Below are 19,147 nucleotides of genomic sequence, written 5' to 3'. Positions count from 1 at the left end.
TCCCGCAGAATCGGCAGCCCCTGTGCGGGACTGCCGTTCTTGTCGTTTCTGATCGGCCGGGCCGTCAGTTGGCGCGGTAGCTGGTTCTCGCCTTTTCGACCAGCGGCGCGGCCTGCACGGTGGCGCGGATCTTGACCTGGACGTGGTCTTCGACCTGCACCTTGGCAGACGGCGTGTCTTCGCCCCAGACCAGGGTCACCTCGGTGCCGGGCTCCGCGAAGGCGGCGTCGATCACGCCGAGCGAGAGCATCGCCCGCTCGTTGGCCGAATAGCCGCACCAGGTCGACAGGCCCACGACCTTCCCGTCGATCTCGATGCGATCGGCATGGAACGTGTCGTAGAGCGACATCGGCAGGTTGATGAACTTTGCGCCCGGACCCTGGTGGAACATGGAGCCGTAGGCCGCCGCCGTGTCGTCGCCGTTCCAGACGAACGTCACCTTCTTGCGCTCGCCGGTCTTGCCGTCGGCCACCATTTTCTCCAGCGCCTCGCGGCCGATGAAGTCGTGGTCGAAGGCGACGATGCGGCCGTAATCGAGGTCGTAAGGCGTGAAGTAGTAGTCCTCGATGTTCTCCGAATGGAAGCTGCCACCGAGCGGCGAGATCGTCTCGTAGGCGTTCTCGTCGAGCCAGCGGCGATAGTCGGCGAGCCGCTCGTCGGTGTAGATCGCGGGCAGCGGACGCGGCAGCCAACCGGATTCGAGCGCATTGGTGTGATACGCCCGGCCGCCGACCTGGGTCAGGCCATGCTTCTTGCCGGCTTCCAGGATCGCGGCGTGAACGGCGTCCTTGTCCTCCCACGGGCCCCAGATCTCGAAACCGGGCTCGCCCGCCATGCCGTGGCGCAGGGCGCGAACGGTTTTGCCGGCGATCGTGAAGCGGGTCATGTAGAAGAACTTGAGCTTCGGCGGCTCCTCGCCGGTCGCGTCGCGGATGACGTCCATCGCGCCCGGACCCTGGATCTGGTAGCGGTAGTTGACCGGATCGCCCTTGCGCACCGCGGAGTTGTCGTCACGCCAGATGCGCACGTCATAGCCACCGGTCACCGCATGGTAGTGCATCCAGTTGATGGACGGCGGAATGCCGACCGCCTGGAACTCGTCTTCCTCGAGATGGAACAGGATGTTGTCGCCGATGACGTAGCCGTCATGGTTCACCGCGACGAACTGCTTGGCCATGTCGACCGGGAATTTCTCGACCGAATTGACAGCCAGGTCGCTGATCAGCTTCAGCGCGTCCGGCCCCTTGATGTTGAGGTCGGCCATGTGGTGGCACTGGTCGTAGAGAACGGCCGTGCGCCGCCAGGCGAGCTGTTCGTCGCGCCAGTTGGTGAATTCCTGCACGACGCGCGGCACCACCGACGGCGGCGTCGTCGACTCCCACAACAGTTTGACCGGGCTGCCGGCTTCCTTGATCGCTTCTTCGAGATTTCTTGCCAAGACTGGTTCCTCCCCTTGCATTGGCCTGAGACCGATTGGTCGGGCGGCAGTCTTGACCCCCGCATCAAGTTTGTAAAACATGTTTTTAAGATGAAACACCCAAGGATTTCTGTGGATGGCTTCGATCCCCTTCACGATCAGGCAGCTGGAATATTTCAACGCGATCGCCAGCGAAGGCTCGCTTGCCGCGGCCGCGCAACGGTGCCTGGTCAGCGCGTCGGCGCTGGCGCTGGCGGTCGATGAACTGGAACAGCATCTGCGGCTGCAACTCTTCGTGCGCCGCAAGGGCAAGGGCGTCATGCTGACGCCGGCGGGCGCGCGCCTCCTGTCCCATGCGAGGCTGGTGCTGCAGGGCGCCGAATCGCTCGCCGAGAACGCCTGGCAGGCGTCGTCCAGCCTGAGCGGCCGCTTCGCTATCGGCTGCTTCTCGACGCTGACGCCCTTCCTGCTGCCGGGGATCATGGAAGTGTTCCAGCGCAGGCATCCGGAACTCGAGCTCGACCTGACCGAAGCCGCGGCGCCCGAGCTTGCGGAAATGCTGCTGCAGGGCCGGATCGACGCCGCGCTTCTCTACGACACCGACGTGCCGCCTCAGCTCGCTTTCGACCCGCTGACGGAGGTGCGGCCCTATGTGATGGTCGCACCCGACCACCCGCTCGCCGGCCGCAAAAGCGTCCATCTCGGCGAACTGGTGTCGGAGCCGATGATCCTGCTCGACGTGGATCCGTCGCGGCCCAATACCGAGCACATCTTCAACGCGCTCAAGCTGAAGCCGCTCATCGGCCACACCACGACGAATTTCGAGCTCGTGCGCTGCCTCGTGGCGCGGGGACTGGGCTACGGCGTCCTCTTCCAGCGCCCGCTGTCGCCGATGACCTATGACGGCAAGCCCCTCGTCGTCCTGGAAATCGACGACAGGATTCCGCTGACGTCCCTCGGCCTTGCGCGCCCGGCCGGCGCGCCGGTCACCGCGCGCCATCGCGCGCTCATGGACTATCTCGCAAGCGCGACAAGCACGACCGCAGCCTAGGTCGAATTCGACAGTTGCCGGCTGGCCGACAGCAAGTGCTCGGCGATGTCCGCCGAGCTGCGCACCGAGCGGGAAAAGTAGGTCATGCCCAAAGTGCCGATCAGCACGCCGCCGAGGATGATGGGCGCTGCCAGCGTGTGCGTCTCGGGCTCGGTCTGCCGGTCGCGCGCCGCAAATCCCTTGCGCCGGACGTCGTCCAGGATCGGCTCCATCGCGCCGCGCAGCTCATCGACCTGTCCCGCATGACGCCCTGACCGGGCGAGCATGTCCCAGACCCGCATCCGCTCCGCCTCTTCGCAAAAGGCGAGCCAGGCGCGCCCGTGCGCCCGGGTCAGCAGATCGAGACGCCGATTGATGGTGGAATGCTTGTGCGAAAGCGGGCTGGCCGGAATGGTGGAATAGCGGACCACCATCGCGTCGACGTCGAAGCTGCATATGGCCGACGGCCATTTCAGCGTGCGCGTCAGACTGTCCGCGGCTTCGCGCGCCGGCCTGAACACCTCGGGCAGCCCGTGAAAACCGGACGACAGCGACAGCACCTTGTGCGTCAGGCAGTAGCCCGCCCAGCGCGAAATCTTCTGGACGTATCCCGCGCCAGCCAGCGTCTCGAGAATGCGGACCAGGGTGGGCATCGGAATGCCCGTCGCCGCATGGATGTCGGATACGCGCCGCACCGGATGGCGGTTCAGCTCTTCCAGAACGAGCAGGGTCTTCTCGACCGACTTGATCGGAGCATAGGAGCCCGTTTCCGCCTCGGGCTCGGTGGCGATGTCGTCAGGCAGCAACGAGTCGGGCGCGTCGGTCATCCGGTTCCTCGGGCGATGGCAGAAATTTCACTTTGTGAAATTTCGCCGTGAACATCAACGATCGGGCGCGAATTGATGTAGGTCTCTTGCCGGATGCCCTGTGGTGCGATCGCGCCTGATGGGCTGCGGTTGGAGTTTCGGGAGGCTCACGGATGAAATTCGGCACCATCAACCTGAATGGCAAATCCTGCCCGGTCGTCGCGGGCGAAGACGGCGCTCCGCGCCTCCTGTCCGAGGTCTGCGAGATGGCGGGCGTCGCAGCGCCGGCGACCATCCTCGACCTTGTCGAGACCGCAGGCGACGAGCCCGGCTGGCGGGAAACGGTCGCCGCCCATGCCGACAAGGTCGCGCCGGTCGGCGGACCGATCGATTGGGCCCCGCCGGTGACACGGCCGTCGAAGATCATCGGCGTCGCCTTCAACAACAAGGAACTGGTCAGGAAGGCGCATATCGATCCGGGCGTGCCGAACTTCTTCCTGAAGCCCCCCTCGGCGCTGACCGGCCAGGGGCACCCGATCTGCGTGGACCCCGCCTGGGGCGCTGTGATCCCGGAGCCGGAAGTCTGCGCGATCATCGGCAAGCGCACGAAGAACATCAGCGAGGAAGACGCCCTCTCCTGCATCTTCGGCTATTCGATCATGAACGACGTGACGTCCCACGGCCTGAAATTCGGCAAGGACAGCATCGCCATCACCTACGATCCGGACATGGCGCGGCCCGAATTCTACAAGTGGCGTCATCTCCACGGCGACGACGACCGCGACGCCTATTACGTCTACCACACCCGCTCCAAGGGCACGGACACCTTCGGCCCGATGGGACCGTGGATGATCACCCGCGACGAGATCGCCGACCCGAACGACCTGAAGGTTGTCGCCGATATCGACGGCGAGGTCTTCGCCGAGGACCACACGTCCAACTACCGTTTCTCGATCCAGGCCTGCGTGGCGGAAGCCAGCCGGTATTTCACGCTGGAACCCGGCGACGTCATCTCCTTCGGGACGACTGGAAAAGGTAAGGGCAGGTTCCCGAGGGGTCACAAGAACATCCTCATCGGCGAAATGTCCGGTACGATCGGGATCGACGTCGAAGGCATCGGACGGCTGGAAAACCCGATCGTCCATATCGGCCAGTCGTGATCGCGTCCGGGAGACCAAGGGAGGGCGAATGACATGAGCGCAGACGACACGCGCATCGCCGACCGGCTGGCGATCATGGCGCTCAATGACGATTTCGGACGGTTGCTCGACCAGGGCGACGTCACGGGCTTCGTCGCGCTCTTCACCGACGACGTCCGCTACGCGAACGGCCCTCGCGCGCTCAACGGGCGGGCGGAAATGACCGAATTCTTCACCGCCCGCGCCGCGCGCGGCCGGGTGTCGCGGCATCTCTATTCGGGGCTCTCGATCACCTTCGACGGTCCGGACCGCGCCACGGGCTATTCGGTCTGGCTCACCTTCGCCGGCGACGGCGCCCTGCCGATCATGCCGGCCGAGCCGTTCCTCGTCGCCGACATCACCGACGTCTATGCACGCGGACCGCAGGGCTGGCGCTTCGCCGAACGCAGGATCGACCCGGTTTTCCGCAGCGCCGAGATTTCTGGCCCGGAAGGGCCGGCGAAATCATGAGCGAGGGCATGGTCGATATCGGCTCCGGCCGCCTCTGGACACGCGACGAAGGCAGCGGCCCTGCCCTCGTCTTCCTGCACGGCTTTTCCTTCGATCACCGCCAGTGGGCGCCGCAGATGGAGCGCTTTCGCGACACCAGTCGCTGCATCGCCTACGACCTGCGCGGTTTCGGCCGTTCCGCGCCGCCGGCCGAGCCTTACGACCACGTGCTCGACCTGCAGGCGATGATCGAAACGCTCGGCCTCGAATCGCCGGTCCTCGTCGGCCTGTCGCTGGGGGCGAATATCGCCATGTCCTACGCCGCGCGCTATCCGGATGCGGCGGCGAAACTCGCTCTGGCCTCGTCCGGACTGCCCGGCTTCGAATGGCAGGAGGAACGCCCGCCGGACGCGGCGAAGGCCCATGCCGACGCGCACGGCGCCGAGGCGACAAAGGCGTTCTGGCTCGACCATCCGCTGTTTGCCTCGCTCGGCGATTATCCGGAAGCCGCAGCCGCCGTCCGCGAGATGGTCGCGGATTACAGCGGCTGGCACTGGGAAAACGCCGACCCGCGTTTCGTCAGCCCGCCCGGACAGGACCCCGACGCCGTGACCGCACGAACGCTCGTCATGAGCGGCGGCCGCGATGCCAAGGGCTATCGCGACATCGCTACAGTGCTCGCGAGCAGGATCCGCAATGCGTCCCTGGTCACCTTCGAAGAGGCCGGCCACATGTTGAATCTCGAACTGCCGGACCGCTTCAATGCGGTGCTGGCCGAATTTCTCGCAACACAGGAGGAAGTGTCATGAGCAATTCCGTCCCGTTCAATCTCGACCCGCCGGGCACCTATATCTATGACGGGCCGGCCGCGACGCGCGGTTACAAACTGACCAAGTTCGGCCTGAGCCTGCGCAATCCGGACAACCGCACGACGTTCCTCGCCGACGAGACCGGCTACATGGCCGGTTACGGACTGTCGGAGGAAGAGGTCGCCATGGTCCTGGCGCGTGACTGGACCGGCCTCCTCAAGGCGGGCGGGCACCTGCAATCCATGCTCAAGGTCGCCGCGACCGTCGGCCAGAATCTCTGGCACATCGGCGCCCACAACGCCGACATGAGCGCCGAGGAACTTCAGGCGCTGTGTCCGCGCAGGGTCACCGCGCTTCCGGGAGGAGACGACTGATGTCACGTATCATTGGCGGGTTCGGGATTTCGCACACCCCCTCGATGGGCATCGAGTACGACAAGGGCATGGCGCAGGGTTTCGACCCGCGCTGGCAGAAATGGTTCGACGGGACGCGCCGCCTGAAGCAGTGGCTGGCGGACACCAAACCGGACAAGATGGTGATCGTCTACAACGACCACCTGAACCATTTCGATTTCGACGCCTATCCGACCATCGCCATCGGCGTCGCGCCGGAATTCTGCCAGGCCGACGAAGGCTGGGGCCCCCGCCCCTTCCCGTCACTGGTCGGCGATGTCGATCTCGGCTGGCACATGACCAACAAGCTGGTGCGCGGCGGATATGACCTGACGGTCTGCCAGGACCTCGCGATCGACCACGGCATCTATTCCTGGCTGCCTTACGTGATGGACACGCCCTGGGACACCCCGATCGTGCCGATCGCCATCAACATGGTGCGCCACCCGATCCCGACATCGGAGAGACTGCACGGTCTCGGCAAGGCGATCCGCGCCGCGCTCGAGGACGACGGCAGCGACGACCGCATCGCCGTCGTTTCGACGGGTGGCATGTCGCACCAGATTTCCGGCGCGCGCTTCGGCATCGCCAACGAGACGCTGGATGAGTGGTTTCTGTCGAAGATCGGCGACGATGTCGAAGAACTGATCGCGCTGCCGCAGGAGGAGCTGATGCGGCTCGGCGGCACGGAAGCGGCCGAACTGGCCCTGTGGTTCTCGATGCGCGGCGCGCTGTCGGACGACATCGGCGAGGTCTACCGCTATTACACCTTCCCGGCGATCACCGGTTGCGGCGTGATCGTTTTCGACGACAAGGCCGGCTGACCGGGCCTATTGCTGCAGCCCGGGCTTCAGGTCCGCCGCGATCCGCGCGATGAGATCGCGGAACCACCGGTGCGCGGGCGCATTGTGCGTGCGCCCCGCCCAGGACATCTCGACCGGGAACTCGCGGTGGAACGGCGCCGGGATAACGGCGAGATCCGGGAAGATGCGGGCCACGCCGTCCGTTGCCGTCAGGACGAGATTCGTGTCGGCGATGATCCTGTCGATGTCGGCGAATGACGGCACTTCGAGCCACGCCTCGAGCGGCACGCCGAGCCGGTCCAGCACCTCCGTGAAATAGGGCCGCCAGCCGATCGACGGCCGGACGACGACATGCCGGGCATGCGCATAGTCCTCCAGCGTGATTCCATGCCGCGCGAAGGGCGAATTGCGCGATACGAAGCAGGCGTAGCGCTCCGTGATCAGACGCCGGAAATGGAAGCCCGACGGATGCGACTGCATCGGCGCGACGACGACGTCGCACATGCCGTCTTCCAGCTGCCGGTGCCCGTCGGAATTGGCCTGCACGACGGTCAGCCGCACATTCGGCGCCTCGGCGTTGATGTGGCGCATGATCGTCGGCAGGAACGTCGCCCGCTCGTAGAAATTGCACGAGAACACCAGCCGGTCGGTCGCGGTCGAGGGATCGAAGCTGTCGCTGATCGTCAACGCCTCGAAATCGCGCAAAAGCGCCTCCGCGCCCTTCACGACCGCGTTGCAGCGATCGGTCGGTTCGATGTTGCGGCCGAGGCGCACGAAGAGCGGATCGCCGAAACTGTCGCGCAGCCGGTCGATCGTGTAGCTGACGCTCGACTGGCTCAGCCCGAGCGCGTCCGCCGCAGCCCGAATCGAGCTGTGGCGATGCACCGTCACCAGCGTCTGAAGCGCATGGAAATCCGTGCGCAACGGGTCGATGTGTCCGCTCATGCCTGCCCTTCCGTCCGGTCAGATTCTTTGAGCCAATTTTACTCGACTGTTCGAAAAAGTCGATCACAGAAAGCGACCGCGCCCCGTTGTTCGACGGTCTTGGTGAGCGGTATCCCTTTGGGGAACCGCGGCAAAGGGAGGAGTTGCCGCGACAGTTCCCCGCCCGGTCATGCCGGTCTGCGGACCTGTCGTCTTGTCCTTCCCGCCAGGAGATCAAGGAGAAGACAATGACAGACAATTTCCAGAAAGGCCTCGAGTTGCGGCGCGTCATGTTTGGCCGCCAGGGCGCCGACGAGCACATCGACAATGCCAGCGACATGATGGCTCCGATCCAGGACATCGTGACCCGTTTCTGCTTCGGCGAGATCTGGCAGCGCCCGGTGCTGGACAAGAAGACCCGCAGCATGCTGACGCTCGCCATGCTGGTCGCCACCGGCCGCACCCACGAGATCAAGATCCACACCCGCGGCGCAGTCGGCAACGGCGCGACCCGCGAGGAACTGCGCGAACTCTTCATCCACTCGGTCGCCTATTGCGGCATCCCGCTGATGGTCGACGGCATGCGCGCCTGCGAGGAAACCCTCGACGAAATGGGCGTGAAGGCGGCTGACAATGACTGAGCGGATCGGCTTCATCGGAATCGGCCACATGGGCACCCCCATGACGGCCAACATCGCCGCCAAGGGCCTGCCCCTGACGATCTACGACGTCGATCTGGAGCGCGCCAAGGCGCATGCCGACAAGATCGGCGCCAAGGCCGCATCCAGCCTCGCCGAGCTCGGTGAATCGAGCGACATCGTCGTCTGCATGCTGCCGACCGGCGCCATCGTGCGCCAGGTCATGGAAGCCGGCCTCGCCGACGCGCTCGCTGCCGGCTCGATGGTCGTCGACATGAGCTCGTCGGTCCCGACCGGCTCTCGCGACCTGCATGCCTGGCTGGCCGAAAAGGACATCCGCTTCGTCGACGCGCCCGTCTCCGGCGCGGTTCCGAGGGCGACCACCGGCACGCTCGCCATCATGGTCGGCGCCGAAAACGACACCGATTTCGCGCGCGCGGAACCCGTCCTTCTGTGCATGGGCGACAGGATCTTCCGCACCGGCGGCATCGGCACCGGCCACGCGATGAAGGCGCTCAACAACTATACCGCCGCCGCCGGCTTCGCGGCGGCCTCCGAGGCGCTGATCATCGGCAAGAAGTTCGGGCTCGATCCCGAGACCGCGCTGGAGATCATGAACGTTTCCACCGGGCGCAATTTCAGCACCGAATCCACGATCGGCCAGAACGTCATCACCGGTGCGTTCAAGTCCGGCTTCGGCCTCGCACTGCTGACGAAGGACGTGAAAATCGCCGCGGAACTCTCGAAGGAACTCGACGCGAACCTGCCGCTCGTCGCCCAGACGATCGCGTGGTGGGAGCGTGCCCTCGACGAGCTCGGCGGGGAGAAGGACCACACCCAGGCCTACGAGGTCTGGGCCAAGGTCGCCGAAGGGCAATAGCCCCTCGGCGCAGGAGCCGCCCGGTCCGGGTGGCGCAACAAAAGCAGGAGGAGAGCATGACATTCAAGTTTACTCGCATGGTCGCGGTCGCGGCCATGATGACGTCGGCCCTGCCGGGGCTGGCGCAGGCGGAGGAAGTGCTGCGGCTCAACAACTGGCTCCCGCCGGGGCACACCCAGATGACCGGCATCATCGAGCCCTGGATGGCCGCCGTCGAGAAGGCGACCGAAGGACGCGTCAAGATCGTCAAGACCGACGCTTCGCTCGGCGCTCCGCCGCGCCAGTACGACCTGGCGGTTGACGGCATCGCGGACGTGACGGTCGGCGTTCTCGGCTACACGCCCGGACGCTTCAAGCTCGCCGGCATCGCCGAACTTCCTTTCGTCGGCGAATCCGCCTCCGGCCTCTCCAAGGGCCTGTGGACGGTGCATGAGGAGTTCTTCCAGGACGCAGACGAGTACAAGGGCGTCCAGCTGCTCGGCATCTATGCCAACGCCAGCGGCCACGTCATGACAACCGAGGCGGCCGGCGCCATCGACAGCGTCGACGACTATGAAGGCAAGAAGTTCCGCGTCGGCGGCGGCATTGTCCAGCAGGTCAATCCGGCGCTGGGCGGCGTCAACGTGGCGGTCCCGGCAAACGAGGTCTACGAGATCCTCAGCCAGGGCGTCGCGGACGGCACGCTCCTTCCCTTCGAGGCCTATCCGAGCTTCAACCTGAAGGGCGTCATCTCCAACGCGCTCACCATTCCGGGCGGCTTCTACTCGTCCTCGTGGTTCGTCGTGATGAACAAGGCGAAGTTCGACAGCCTGTCGCCCGAGGACCAGGAAGCGATCATGAGCGTGTCCGGCGCGGCCCTGGCCGAGCTCGCGGGCAAGTCCCAGGACGAAGAGGAGATCAAGGCCAAGGAGCAGATGGCGGCTGACGGCGTCGTCTTCAACGAGGCCGACGAAGCCTTCCAGGCCGCCGTGCGCGAGCGTCTTGCCGGCCTCGAGGCCGACTGGATCGAGCAGGCCGCCAGCCTCGGCGTCGACGGCGAGGCCGCCCTTGCGCGCATGCGCGAGGTCGTCTCCGGCGTCGAGAACTGAGCCTCGCGGCGATGACCGACACACCGAACCTGGAGGGCGGCGCGAGCCGCCCTCCTTTCCCCGCGCCGGTCCGCTGGATCGAGGCCGCCTTCGCCGCGGCCGCCGCGCTGCTGCTCTTCGCCATGATGGCCATGACCTTCGTCGACGTGCTTGGCCGCTACCTGTTCAATCATCCGCTCGGTTTCGCTTTCGAGATGACCCAGATCGCAATGGGCGCCATGGTTCTGTGCGCCATCCCTTCCGTTACGCTGCGCGGCCAGCATGTCACTGCCGGCCTGTTCGAGGACGCGTTCAAGGGCGGATGGAAAAGCATGCGTGACCTCGTCGTCGCGCTCGCGATCTGTTTGTGCTGCGCGTTCATGGCCTGGCGGCTGTCGCTGCTGGCAACGCGCTTCGTCAGCTTCGGCGACCGCACTTCGGTCGTGCATTTCCCGATCGGCATCGTCGCCTGGCTCGGGGTCGCCTGCTTCGCGGTGTCCGCGCTGGCCGCCTTCTTCGTGGCGGTGCGCGCGCTTGCAAAGGGCCGCAGCCAATGAATGCCGCAATCGGTTTCATCGCCCTCTTCGCGTTGCTGCTCTTCGGCATGCCGCTCGCCTTCGCGCTGGGCATTGTCGGCTTCGTCGGCTTCGCGCTGATGGTCGGCCCCCTGCCCGCCGGCGCCATGTCCGCGCAGATCGCGTGGGACACGCTCGCGTCCTATTCGCTGTCCGTGCTGCCGCTGTTCGTCCTGATGGGCAATCTCGTGAACCATGCCGGCCTGTCGAAGCAGCTCTATGCCGCGTCGAACGCCATGGTCGGTCATTTCAAGGGCGGTCTGGCCATGGCGACGATCGTCGCCTGCGGCGGCTTCGCCTCTGTTTCAGGATCCAGCCTCGCCACGGCGGCGACCATGTCGTCGATCGCCATGCCTTCGATGCGCAAATACGGCTACTCGCCGGCGCTGTCCTCCGGCTCGGTCGCCGCGGGCGGAACGCTCGGCATCCTCATTCCGCCCTCCGTGATCATGGTCATCTACGGTTCGATGACCGAGACCTCGATCGGCGCGCTCTTCATCGCCGGCATCGTCCCCGGCCTGATCGGCATCCTGTTCTATGCCGCCGCCGTGCGCTTCACCGTCTGGCGCGACCCAGAGGCTGGTCCGGCCGGGCCCAAATTGCCGCTGCGCGATCGGCTTCGCGCCATCCGCGAGGTCTGGGCGGTGCTCGGCCTCTTCATCCTGATCATCGGCGGCATCTATCTCGGCGTCTTCACGCCGACCGAGGCAGCCGGCATGGGCGCGTCCGGCGCCTTCATCATCGCGCTGGTGAAGCGCACGCTGACGCCCGCCGCCTTCGCCCGCGTGTTGCTGGAGACGGTGCGCACGTCGGCCATGCTGATGTGCGTGCTGGTCGGCGCGCTGATCTTTTCGAACTTCGTCAACGTCGCCGGCGTGCCCAGCCAGGTCGTCGCGCTGATCAACTGGTTCGGGCTGCCGCCGATCGGCGTGATCCTGCTGCTGATCGTCTTCTACCTGATCCTCGGCTGCGTCTTCGATTCCCTAGCGATGATCCTGCTGACCGTGCCGATCTTCTTTCCGCTCGTCACCGGGCTCGGTTTCGATCCGATCTGGTTCGGCATCCTGATCGTCGTCGCGGTGGAAATCAGCCTGATCACCCCGCCGATCGGGATGAACATCTTCATCATCCGCACGGTGATGACCGACCTGCCGGTGACGACAATCTATCGCGGTGTCGTGCCCTTCATCGTGGCCGACATCATCCGGCTGGGGCTGATCGTGGCGGTGCCCGCACTGATCCTTTTCCTGCCCGAACAGATGGGCAAATGAAACGACCAAGGAGGAGACTATGAACGACCAGATCAAGGCCTACGCGATGACGATCGGCGGCAAGTCCGTCGACACGTCCGAGCACAAGGACATCATGAATCCCGCCACCGGCGCGGTCGTCGGCCGCATGCCGATGGGCTCCCGTGCCGATCTCGACGCGGCCGTCGCGGCGGCCCGCGCGGCGTTTCCCGGCTGGGCGGCGACGCCGGACGAGAAGCGCAAGGAACTCTGCCATGCGGTCGCGGCGAAGATCGGCGAGCATTCGGAGGAGATCGCCGCCATCATCACGGCCGAACAGGGCAAGCCGCTGAACGGCCTCGGATCGCGCTTCGAGATGGGCGGCTGCGTCGGCTGGGCCCATTCGACCGCCGATCTCGACCTGCCGGTCGAGACCATCCAGGACAACGAGGAAGGCAAGATCGAGCTGCACCGCAAGCCGGTCGGCGTCGTCGGGTCGATCACGCCCTGGAACTGGCCCGTGCTGATCGCGGTCTGGCACGTCCTGCCGGCGATCCGTGCCGGCAACACCGTCGTCATCAAGCCCTCGCCCTACACGCCACTGTCCACGCTGCGCCTGGTCGAGATCATGAACGAGGTCCTCCCGGCCGGCGTCATGAACGCGGTCAGCGGCGCAGACGATCTCGGCGCGGCGATGTCCGAGCACGAAGGCATCGACAAGATCGTCTTCACCGGTTCGATCGCGACCGGCAAGAAGGTCATGGGCTCCGCCGCCGGGACGCTGAAGCGCCTGACGCTGGAACTCGGCGGCAACGACGCGGGCATCGTCCTGCCCGACGCGGATCCCGCCGCCATCGCCGAAGGCCTCTTCTGGGGCGCCTTCATCAACACCGGCCAGACCTGCGGCGCGATGAAGCGGCTCTACGTGCACGAGAGCATCCACGACGCCGTCTGCGACGCGCTCGTCGACCTCGCGCAGAAGATGCCGATGGGCGACGGCTCGAAGGAGGAATCCGCGCTCGGACCGCTGTCGAACAAGATGCAGTTCGACAAGGTCGCCGGCCTCGTGGAAGACGCCAAGGCCCAGGGCGGCAAGGTGATCTCCGGCGGCGCGCCGATCGAAGGCGACGGCTATTTCTACCCGATCACCTTCGTCACCGAGGTCAAGGACGGCGTCCGCCTCGTCGACGAGGAGCAGTTCGGGCCGGTCCTGCCGATCATCCGCTACAGCGACGTCGACGACATCATCGCCAAGGCCAACGAGAACCCGCACGGTCTCGGCGGCTCGATCTGGGGAAGCGACATCGCGAAGGCCAAGGAACTGGCGCAGCGCCTCGAGGCCGGCACCGTCTGGGTCAACAAGCACGGCGCCATCCAGCCGAACGTCCCGTTCGGCGGCGTGAAATGCTCGGGCATCGGCGTCGAATTCGGCGAGGAAGGCCTGAAGGAATACACCAACGTTCAGATCGTCTGGGTCTGACGAAACCGACACCTGGTCCGTCTGCGAACCGCCCGCCTTCAAACGGCCGGGCGGTTTCGTTTTGTACGCGCTTCGGCAGGCGCCGCACGCGAAGACGCTGGAGATCAGCGGCCTCGCACGGTGTGTACGAAGCGCGTGAAGCCTTGGCCCCCCCGAGAGAATCCGCGTCAGTTCGATTCACGCTGCAGCACATCGCAGGCCACTCCAGGAAGATGCCCGGCCGGTACTGGCCGGGCACCTGCTGAGATGCCGATATCACATGTTTGCCGCGCGCCAAGCCTCGACCTCGGCGGCAACTTCGTCCTTGGACCAGTCATTGGCCGGGCCGATGAATTTCGGCTCGAGGAAGCCGGACGGATCGGCCGTTTCCTCGATCAGGCCGAATTTCATCATGGCCGGCTGGATGGAGCTCCAGGTCTCGGTCTGAAGGTCGCCCGCGTTCTCGGTGACCGACACGTTGAGACGGATCGCGTTCTCCAGATATTGCTGGCCGAAGGTCGGGTCTTCCCATTCTTCCGGCACCGTGGTCCGGGCGATCTCGGCGACGACGTCGGGGGCGATGGTGGCCACATACATGCCCTTCGCCCAGGCGCGCAGATAGCCCTCGAGACGTTCGGACTTGCCCTCGACCGCGTCGTCCAGCGCGACAAACACGTTGCCCGGCTTGGCTGAGACTTCCGACGGGGTGATCAGGTCGATCGCGATGCCGTTGGCCTGGATGGCCAGCCAGTCCGGGCCGGAGCCCGCGATCGCGGCGACGGTCTGGTCGCGGAAGGCGGCGGCCAGGGTCGGCCCCGCCTCGCCGACCACCACCATGGTGACGTCGTCTTCGGTCAGGTCACGGGCGTCGAGCGCGATCTGCATCGTCACGCGGTCGCGGTCAGACACGAGGCCCACCGTTTCGCCCTTCAGCTCGGACACGTCCTTGAAGTCGCTTTCCGCCGAGATCGCGATGCCGTCGGGCGCGGTCTGCATGACTTCGTAGACGACATTGACCGGCACGCCGGCCGCGACGGCCTGCAGCACTTCCGCCGAATCCATCATGGCGATGTCGGCCTGGCCGTTGCGCAGGAAGTTCACGAACGGGATCGGCGTATCGGAGGGCAGCAGGTTCACCTTGACGCCCTCTTCCTCGAAATAGCCGAGCGCCTCGCCGACGATCAGCGGGAAGTAGTTCGCCGAGCGCTGCTTGGGCATGATCGCGTTGACGGTGGTCAGGTCCTGCGCTGCCGCGGGCATCGCGACGATCGCGGCGACACCGAGCAGTGCGGCACGGGTCAGTCTCTTCATGTCTTTCTCCTCCCTTGGAGATGGCTACGTCGAAGTCTTGTTGGAGCGCACATCCCATTTGGCTCGCCGTCTTCGACTTACGGCGGCCATGCGCGCATCCCGACGCCAGAACACGATCCGGTCGTCGAGGATCTCGATGAGGTAGAAAAGCAGCAGTCCGAGCAGCGACATGCTCAACAGCGAGGCGATGGCGTTGCCCATCTGCAGCGCAAAGGCGTAGCGCTGCATCAGGATGCCGATGCCGGCCGTGCCCTGGCTGAACTCGGCCACGACCGCCCCGACCAGCGCCGTGGTGATCGCGATCTTGAACCCGGCGAAGACGAGCGGAAGCGCCTGCGGAACCTGCAGCTTCATGAAGGTCTGCCAGCGGCTCGCGCCGAGCGAGCGGAACATCTCGATCGTGTCCTCGTCGCCGCGGGTCAGCGCGATCAGCGCGTTCACGAAGACGGGGAAGAAGCAGACGATGGCGCCGAGCGCGATCTTCGAGGAATATCCGAAGCCGAACCAAGCGATGACGATCGGCGTCAGGGCCAGGCCGGGCGTGACGTTGAGCACGATGGCATAGGGCGCCACATAGCGCCGGAAGCTGGCGCTCAGCGCCGAACCGGCCGCCAGCGCCAAGCCGATCCCGCCGCCGATCACGAAGCCGGCGAAGGCCTCGTAGAAGGTGATCGCGAAGTGCCGGTAGATCGATCCCTTCTCGACATAGAGCTCGACTATACCCGCCGCGATCTCCGCCGGGCGCGGGAGCAGCACGGTGTCGATCAGGCCGAGACGCGCGGCGACCTCCCAGGTCAGGATGAACGCCACGAAGACGAGCAGGTGCTTGGCCGCCGACACGCCGCGTCCGAGCATGGTATAGACGGCCGCACTCATGTCCGCTTCTCCATGCGCTCGCTCCAGGCACGGGCACGCCTGCGCGACACCTGTTCGGTACGCCTGCGGTCCGACCAGAAGACGATCCAATGGTCGAGCGCCTCCATGCCGCGGAAGATGAAAAAGCCAAGCACCGTCAGCGTGAGCACACAGACAAAGGCCGAAGCCATGTTGAGGACGCCCGTATACTGGTTGATGAGGACGCCCAGCCCGGCATTCGAGGCGATGAATTCCGCCACCAGCGCACCGCCAAGCGCCGACGCCATAGCAAGCCGCAACCCGCCGAGGATCTCGGGCAGCGCGTCAGGCAGCATCAGCTTGCGGAAGATCTGCCACTTCGACGCGCGCATCGAGCGCATCATGTCCATCTCGTTCTCGTCGACATTGACCATGCCGTTGAGCGTGTTCACGAACGGGGCGAAGAAGCAGACGAGCATCACGATCGCGACCTTCGACGTCCAACCGAAGCCGAAGGCGGCGATGATCACCGGACCGATGGCGATGCGCGGCGTCGCCTCGGAAATGATGACATAGGGCTTGAGGTAGCGCCGCAGCCGGTCAGACATGCCGACGAGCAGCGCCAGGCCGATGCCGAGCACCGAGCCCGCCACGAAACCGGTCAGGACTTCGGCGACCGTCAGGCCGAGATGATCCCAGATGTTGCCCTGGGTGACGTAGAGGCGCCAGAAGCCCGCCAGGATGTCGGTGGGCCGGGGAAAGAACAGCGGATCGAGAAATCCGGTTCGCGCGCCGATCTCCCACGCCCCGAGCAGGCCGGCCAGGATGGCGACATGGTTGGCGACGATGCGCCAGGACCACTGACCGCTCGACGCCAGGGCCGATGTTTCGTCCGTGGCGCTCATTCGGCGCCACCGAGCGTGCTGCGGACTTCCGCCACCAGCGCGTTGAATTCGGGCGTCACCTGGATGGACGGATCGCGGGGGCGTTCCAACCCGACATCGATGATGCGGGCAATCTCGCCCGGACGCGGCGTCATCACGAAGACCCGGTCGGCCAGGAAGATCGCCTCACCGATATTGTGGGTCACGAACAGCGTGGTCGCACCGACTTCGCGCGTGATCCGTGCAAGTTCGACGTTGAGCCGCTCGCGGGTGAACTCGTCGAGGGCGCCGAATGGTTCGTCGAGGAGCAGCACATCGGCGCCGGTCTGCAGAAGCCGCGCCAGGGCGACGCGCTGCTGCATGCCGCCCGACAGCTGGCTCGGAAAGGAAAAGGCGAAGTCCTTGAGGCCGGCAAGCTCCAGCAGTTCGATCGCCTTGCGCCGCTCCGCCTGTCCCACACGGCCCTTGATCTCCGACGGCAGCAGGACGTTTTCGACGGCGGTGCGCCAGGCGAGAAGCGTGGGCTTCTGGAACATCATCGCGACATCGGTGCGGGGCCCGGTCACCTCTTCGCCGTGAACCCTGAGCTCGCCTGAACTGCGCGCGAGCAACCCCGCGACGATCCTGAGAAGGGTCGATTTCCCGCAGCCCGAAGGTCCGACCAGCGAGATGAACTCGCCGCGCTTGACCTCGAAATTGGCGCCCTGCAGCGCGATCACCCGGCCGTCGCCGAAGGTCTTGGCGACGTCGCGCGCCTCGATCAGCGTCTCACCCATCGCGGCGCCCGCGGTTTCCGCGGCATCACGCGGCTTGGCAAATGCCATCAATTCCTCCCATTCACCCCGTTCGTCGCGCCTTTCCGGCGCGTGTCGCTGTCATTGCGCCCGGCAGGCGCGATCAATGGCCGAGCATGGTCGACCGGATTTCCCTGAGATGCTCGCGCAGGGCCTCCTCGCCCGCCTCGATGTCGCGCTGGCGAAGCGCCTCCAGAATGCGCTCGTGGTGCTTCTGGTAGGTCGCGCGCGCCTCGTCGGTGAGGGTCCGCCGCTTGAGCGCGCCCCACTCACCGGTGTTGCGTGCTTCCGTCACGAGCTTGTAGGCGGCGATCATCACCGGGTTGCGCGTCGCCGCCGCGATCGCCTCGTGGAACGCCGCGTCCCAATGCTCGAATTGCTCGATCGTCCTGGCTTCGGCGCCCGCGGCGATGCATTTCGCCATGTAGTCGAAATCCGTGGTCGTGCCGTTGGTCGCCACCAGGCGGACAAGGGTCGGCTCGAAGGCCAGGCGCGCATCCATGATCTGGATGGGGCTGGAAACGGTGCCGAGGCTCTTTCCCTGGACTTCGCGCTCCGCGACGTAGCTGCCACTGCCCGCCACGCGCACGATGCGCCCTTCGCCCTCCAGCACGCTGAGCGCACTGCGAACCACGCCCCGCCCGACGGACAGCATCTCGCACAATGCCCGTTCGGTCGGCAGCCGGCTGCCAGCCGGATAGGTCCCGGCCTCGATGGCGTTGACGATGTAGGTTCTCACGGTTTGATCGTTTGCCTGCATTTGAGTGCTCGCAATCCTCTGTTAATTGGTTGACCATCTCAAACCAATTTGTCAAGCATCGGATAAATTGGTTGACAATTTGGCGCCATTTCGGTTTCCAATTCCAGAAAACAGGGAGGAAACACATGACCGCAGCTGCGGCGAACGACGCCGATGCCGACGAGCCGGCCCGCAAGCAGACCGCACTCCGCATATTGAGCGGCGGCGCCGCCAACGGACTGGTGACGCGTCTTGAACCCCGCTTCATCCGCGAGGGTGGCCCGGGCGTCGAAGGCGATTTCGGCGCGGTCGGCATGATGCGCGACCGGATCGTGGCCGGCGAAGCCGTGGACCTGATCATCCTCACACGCGCCCTGATCGACGCATTGTCGCAATCCGGCCACGTGGTCGCCGGCACCGCCCGTGACCTGGGCGCGGTCGTCACCGGCGTCGCTGTCCGCAGCGGCGAAGCGGAGCCGGACATCTCGTCGGGTGCCGCCCTCGCCCAGGCGCTGGCGCAGGCGCCGACGCTCTACGTTCCCCACACGATCGAATCGACCGCCGGGCGCCATGTCGCATCCGTCATCGACGCGCTCGGCCTGTCCGCGCTCTACGGTCCGCGCCTGCGGCAGTTCGCCAATGGCCAGACGGCCATGGCCGCGATGGCCGAGGACGGCGAAGAAGGCGCGATCGGCTGCACGCAGATCACCGAGATCCTGAACACCGACGGCGTCACCTATGTGGGCGACCTGCCCGACCAGTACGGATTGAAGACCGTCTACACCGCCGCCGTCAGCACGCGGGCGGTTCAACCCGACGCGGCCCGCACCCTGATCGAGATCCTCGTCGATCCGGCCGAGCAGGAGACGCGCCGCGCCGCCGGCTTCGCCTGACCGGGCCTCGAAAACAGGTATCCGGACGACCGGCA

At 65.7% G+C, this 19,147-nt stretch carries 21 protein-coding genes; 13 read left to right on the top strand and 8 right to left on the bottom strand.

The window, feature by feature from the left end:
* Positions 1-64: 64 nt before the first annotated feature.
* The gene (locus tag MRY80_RS12630; RefSeq protein WP_293291377.1) at positions 65-1,438 is read right to left on the bottom strand and encodes an aminomethyl transferase family protein; all 1,374 of its coding nucleotides are present in this window, start codon (positions 1,436-1,438) and stop codon (positions 65-67) included.
* Between the two features lie 115 nt (positions 1,439-1,553).
* Between MRY80_RS12630 and MRY80_RS12625 the strand changes: the two genes are divergently transcribed.
* Positions 1,554-2,468 (top strand): LysR family transcriptional regulator, encoded by a 915-nt coding sequence (locus tag MRY80_RS12625; RefSeq protein WP_293291376.1) that lies wholly within the window; start codon positions 1,554-1,556, stop codon positions 2,466-2,468.
* Here MRY80_RS12625 and MRY80_RS12620 read toward each other — a convergent pair.
* Entirely contained in the window at positions 2,465-3,274 is an 810-nt protein-coding gene (locus tag MRY80_RS12620; RefSeq protein ID WP_293291375.1) for a DNA-binding transcriptional regulator, read from the bottom strand. The genes MRY80_RS12625 and MRY80_RS12620 overlap by 4 nt on opposite strands.
* A 152-nt stretch (positions 3,275-3,426) precedes the next feature.
* On the opposite strand from MRY80_RS12620, the gene MRY80_RS12615 reads away from it, so the two are divergent.
* From MRY80_RS12615 to MRY80_RS12595, 5 genes are read left to right on the top strand one after another with little or no spacing between them, the layout of a single operon-like run.
* A complete protein-coding gene (locus MRY80_RS12615) occupies positions 3,427-4,413 on the top strand; it encodes a fumarylacetoacetate hydrolase family protein (RefSeq protein ID WP_293291374.1) in 987 nt (328 codons plus the stop codon).
* 33 nt (positions 4,414-4,446) lie between these two features.
* Positions 4,447-4,902 carry a nuclear transport factor 2 family protein gene (locus tag MRY80_RS12610; RefSeq protein ID WP_293291373.1) on the top strand — a complete coding sequence of 152 codons (456 nt, stop codon included), beginning with the start codon at positions 4,447-4,449 and terminating at the stop codon, positions 4,900-4,902.
* Positions 4,899-5,690 (top strand): alpha/beta hydrolase, encoded by a 792-nt coding sequence (locus MRY80_RS12605; RefSeq protein ID WP_293291372.1) that lies wholly within the window; start codon positions 4,899-4,901, stop codon positions 5,688-5,690. Before MRY80_RS12610 ends, MRY80_RS12605 begins: the two co-directional genes overlap by 4 nt.
* Positions 5,687-6,064, top strand: a complete 378-nt coding sequence (locus MRY80_RS12600) for a protocatechuate 3,4-dioxygenase (RefSeq protein WP_293291371.1) — start codon at positions 5,687-5,689, stop codon at positions 6,062-6,064. The genes MRY80_RS12605 and MRY80_RS12600 overlap by 4 nt, the downstream gene beginning before the upstream one ends.
* Positions 6,064-6,906, top strand: a complete 843-nt coding sequence (locus MRY80_RS12595) for a protocatechuate 3,4-dioxygenase (protein WP_293291370.1) — start codon at positions 6,064-6,066, stop codon at positions 6,904-6,906. The genes MRY80_RS12600 and MRY80_RS12595 overlap by 1 nt, the downstream gene beginning before the upstream one ends.
* Before the next feature lie 6 nt (positions 6,907-6,912).
* Here MRY80_RS12595 and MRY80_RS12590 read toward each other — a convergent pair whose 3' ends face one another.
* Positions 6,913-7,830, bottom strand: coding sequence for a LysR family transcriptional regulator (locus MRY80_RS12590; protein WP_293291369.1), 918 nt, complete (start codon positions 7,828-7,830; stop codon positions 6,913-6,915).
* A 227-nt stretch (positions 7,831-8,057) separates the two neighbouring features.
* On the opposite strand from MRY80_RS12590, the gene MRY80_RS12585 reads away from it, so the two are divergent.
* The 6 genes from MRY80_RS12585 to MRY80_RS12560 are packed head-to-tail and all read left to right on the top strand — an operon-like array spanning position 8,058 to position 13,678.
* The gene (locus MRY80_RS12585) at positions 8,058-8,450 is read left to right on the top strand and encodes a carboxymuconolactone decarboxylase family protein (protein WP_293291368.1); all 393 of its coding nucleotides are present in this window, start codon (positions 8,058-8,060) and stop codon (positions 8,448-8,450) included.
* Entirely contained in the window at positions 8,443-9,327 is an 885-nt protein-coding gene (locus MRY80_RS12580; RefSeq protein ID WP_293291367.1) for an NAD(P)-dependent oxidoreductase, read from the top strand. The genes MRY80_RS12585 and MRY80_RS12580 overlap by 8 nt, the downstream gene beginning before the upstream one ends.
* Positions 9,328-9,383: 56 nt before the next feature.
* Entirely contained in the window at positions 9,384-10,415 is a 1,032-nt protein-coding gene (locus MRY80_RS12575; RefSeq protein WP_293291366.1) for a TRAP transporter substrate-binding protein, read from the top strand.
* Positions 10,416-10,426: 11 nt separating this feature from the next.
* A complete protein-coding gene (locus MRY80_RS12570) occupies positions 10,427-10,951 on the top strand; it encodes a TRAP transporter small permease (protein WP_293291365.1) in 525 nt (174 codons plus the stop codon).
* Positions 10,948-12,240 carry a TRAP transporter large permease gene (locus tag MRY80_RS12565; protein ID WP_293291364.1) on the top strand — a complete coding sequence of 431 codons (1,293 nt, stop codon included), beginning with the start codon at positions 10,948-10,950 and terminating at the stop codon, positions 12,238-12,240. Before MRY80_RS12570 ends, MRY80_RS12565 begins: the two co-directional genes overlap by 4 nt.
* Positions 12,241-12,271: 31 nt before the next feature.
* Positions 12,272-13,678 carry an aldehyde dehydrogenase family protein gene (locus MRY80_RS12560; RefSeq protein ID WP_293291415.1) on the top strand — a complete coding sequence of 469 codons (1,407 nt, stop codon included), beginning with the start codon at positions 12,272-12,274 and terminating at the stop codon, positions 13,676-13,678.
* A 255-nt stretch (positions 13,679-13,933) separates the two neighbouring features.
* Here MRY80_RS12560 and MRY80_RS12555 read toward each other — a convergent pair whose 3' ends face one another.
* From MRY80_RS12555 to MRY80_RS12535, 5 genes are all read right to left on the bottom strand, one after another.
* The gene (locus MRY80_RS12555) at positions 13,934-14,968 is read right to left on the bottom strand and encodes an ABC transporter substrate-binding protein (protein WP_293291363.1); all 1,035 of its coding nucleotides are present in this window, start codon (positions 14,966-14,968) and stop codon (positions 13,934-13,936) included.
* Positions 14,969-14,992: 24 nt separating this feature from the next.
* Positions 14,993-15,844: an ABC transporter permease gene (locus tag MRY80_RS12550; RefSeq protein WP_293291362.1), complete on the bottom strand. Its 852-nt coding sequence runs from the start codon at positions 15,842-15,844 to the stop codon at positions 14,993-14,995.
* Positions 15,841-16,707 carry an ABC transporter permease gene (locus MRY80_RS12545; RefSeq protein WP_293291361.1) on the bottom strand — a complete coding sequence of 289 codons (867 nt, stop codon included), beginning with the start codon at positions 16,705-16,707 and terminating at the stop codon, positions 15,841-15,843. The genes MRY80_RS12550 and MRY80_RS12545 overlap by 4 nt, the downstream gene beginning before the upstream one ends.
* On the bottom strand, positions 16,704-17,510 hold the full coding sequence (locus MRY80_RS12540; RefSeq protein ID WP_293291360.1) for an ABC transporter ATP-binding protein: 807 nt from the start codon (positions 17,508-17,510) through the stop codon (positions 16,704-16,706). The genes MRY80_RS12545 and MRY80_RS12540 overlap by 4 nt, the downstream gene beginning before the upstream one ends.
* Positions 17,511-17,583: 73 nt before the next feature.
* The gene (locus MRY80_RS12535; RefSeq protein ID WP_293291359.1) at positions 17,584-18,219 is read right to left on the bottom strand and encodes an FCD domain-containing protein; all 636 of its coding nucleotides are present in this window, start codon (positions 18,217-18,219) and stop codon (positions 17,584-17,586) included.
* 146 nt (positions 18,220-18,365) lie between these two features.
* Between MRY80_RS12535 and MRY80_RS12530 the strand changes: the two genes are divergently transcribed.
* Positions 18,366-19,112 carry a substrate-binding domain-containing protein gene (locus tag MRY80_RS12530; protein WP_293291358.1) on the top strand — a complete coding sequence of 249 codons (747 nt, stop codon included), beginning with the start codon at positions 18,366-18,368 and terminating at the stop codon, positions 19,110-19,112.
* Positions 19,113-19,147 lie beyond the last annotated feature (35 nt).

Source organism: Oricola sp. (genome assembly GCF_022763245.1).
In the GTDB taxonomy this organism is placed as follows: Bacteria; Pseudomonadota; Alphaproteobacteria; order Rhizobiales; family Rhizobiaceae; genus Oricola.
This window is presented reverse-complemented; position numbering and strand designations above follow the sequence as displayed.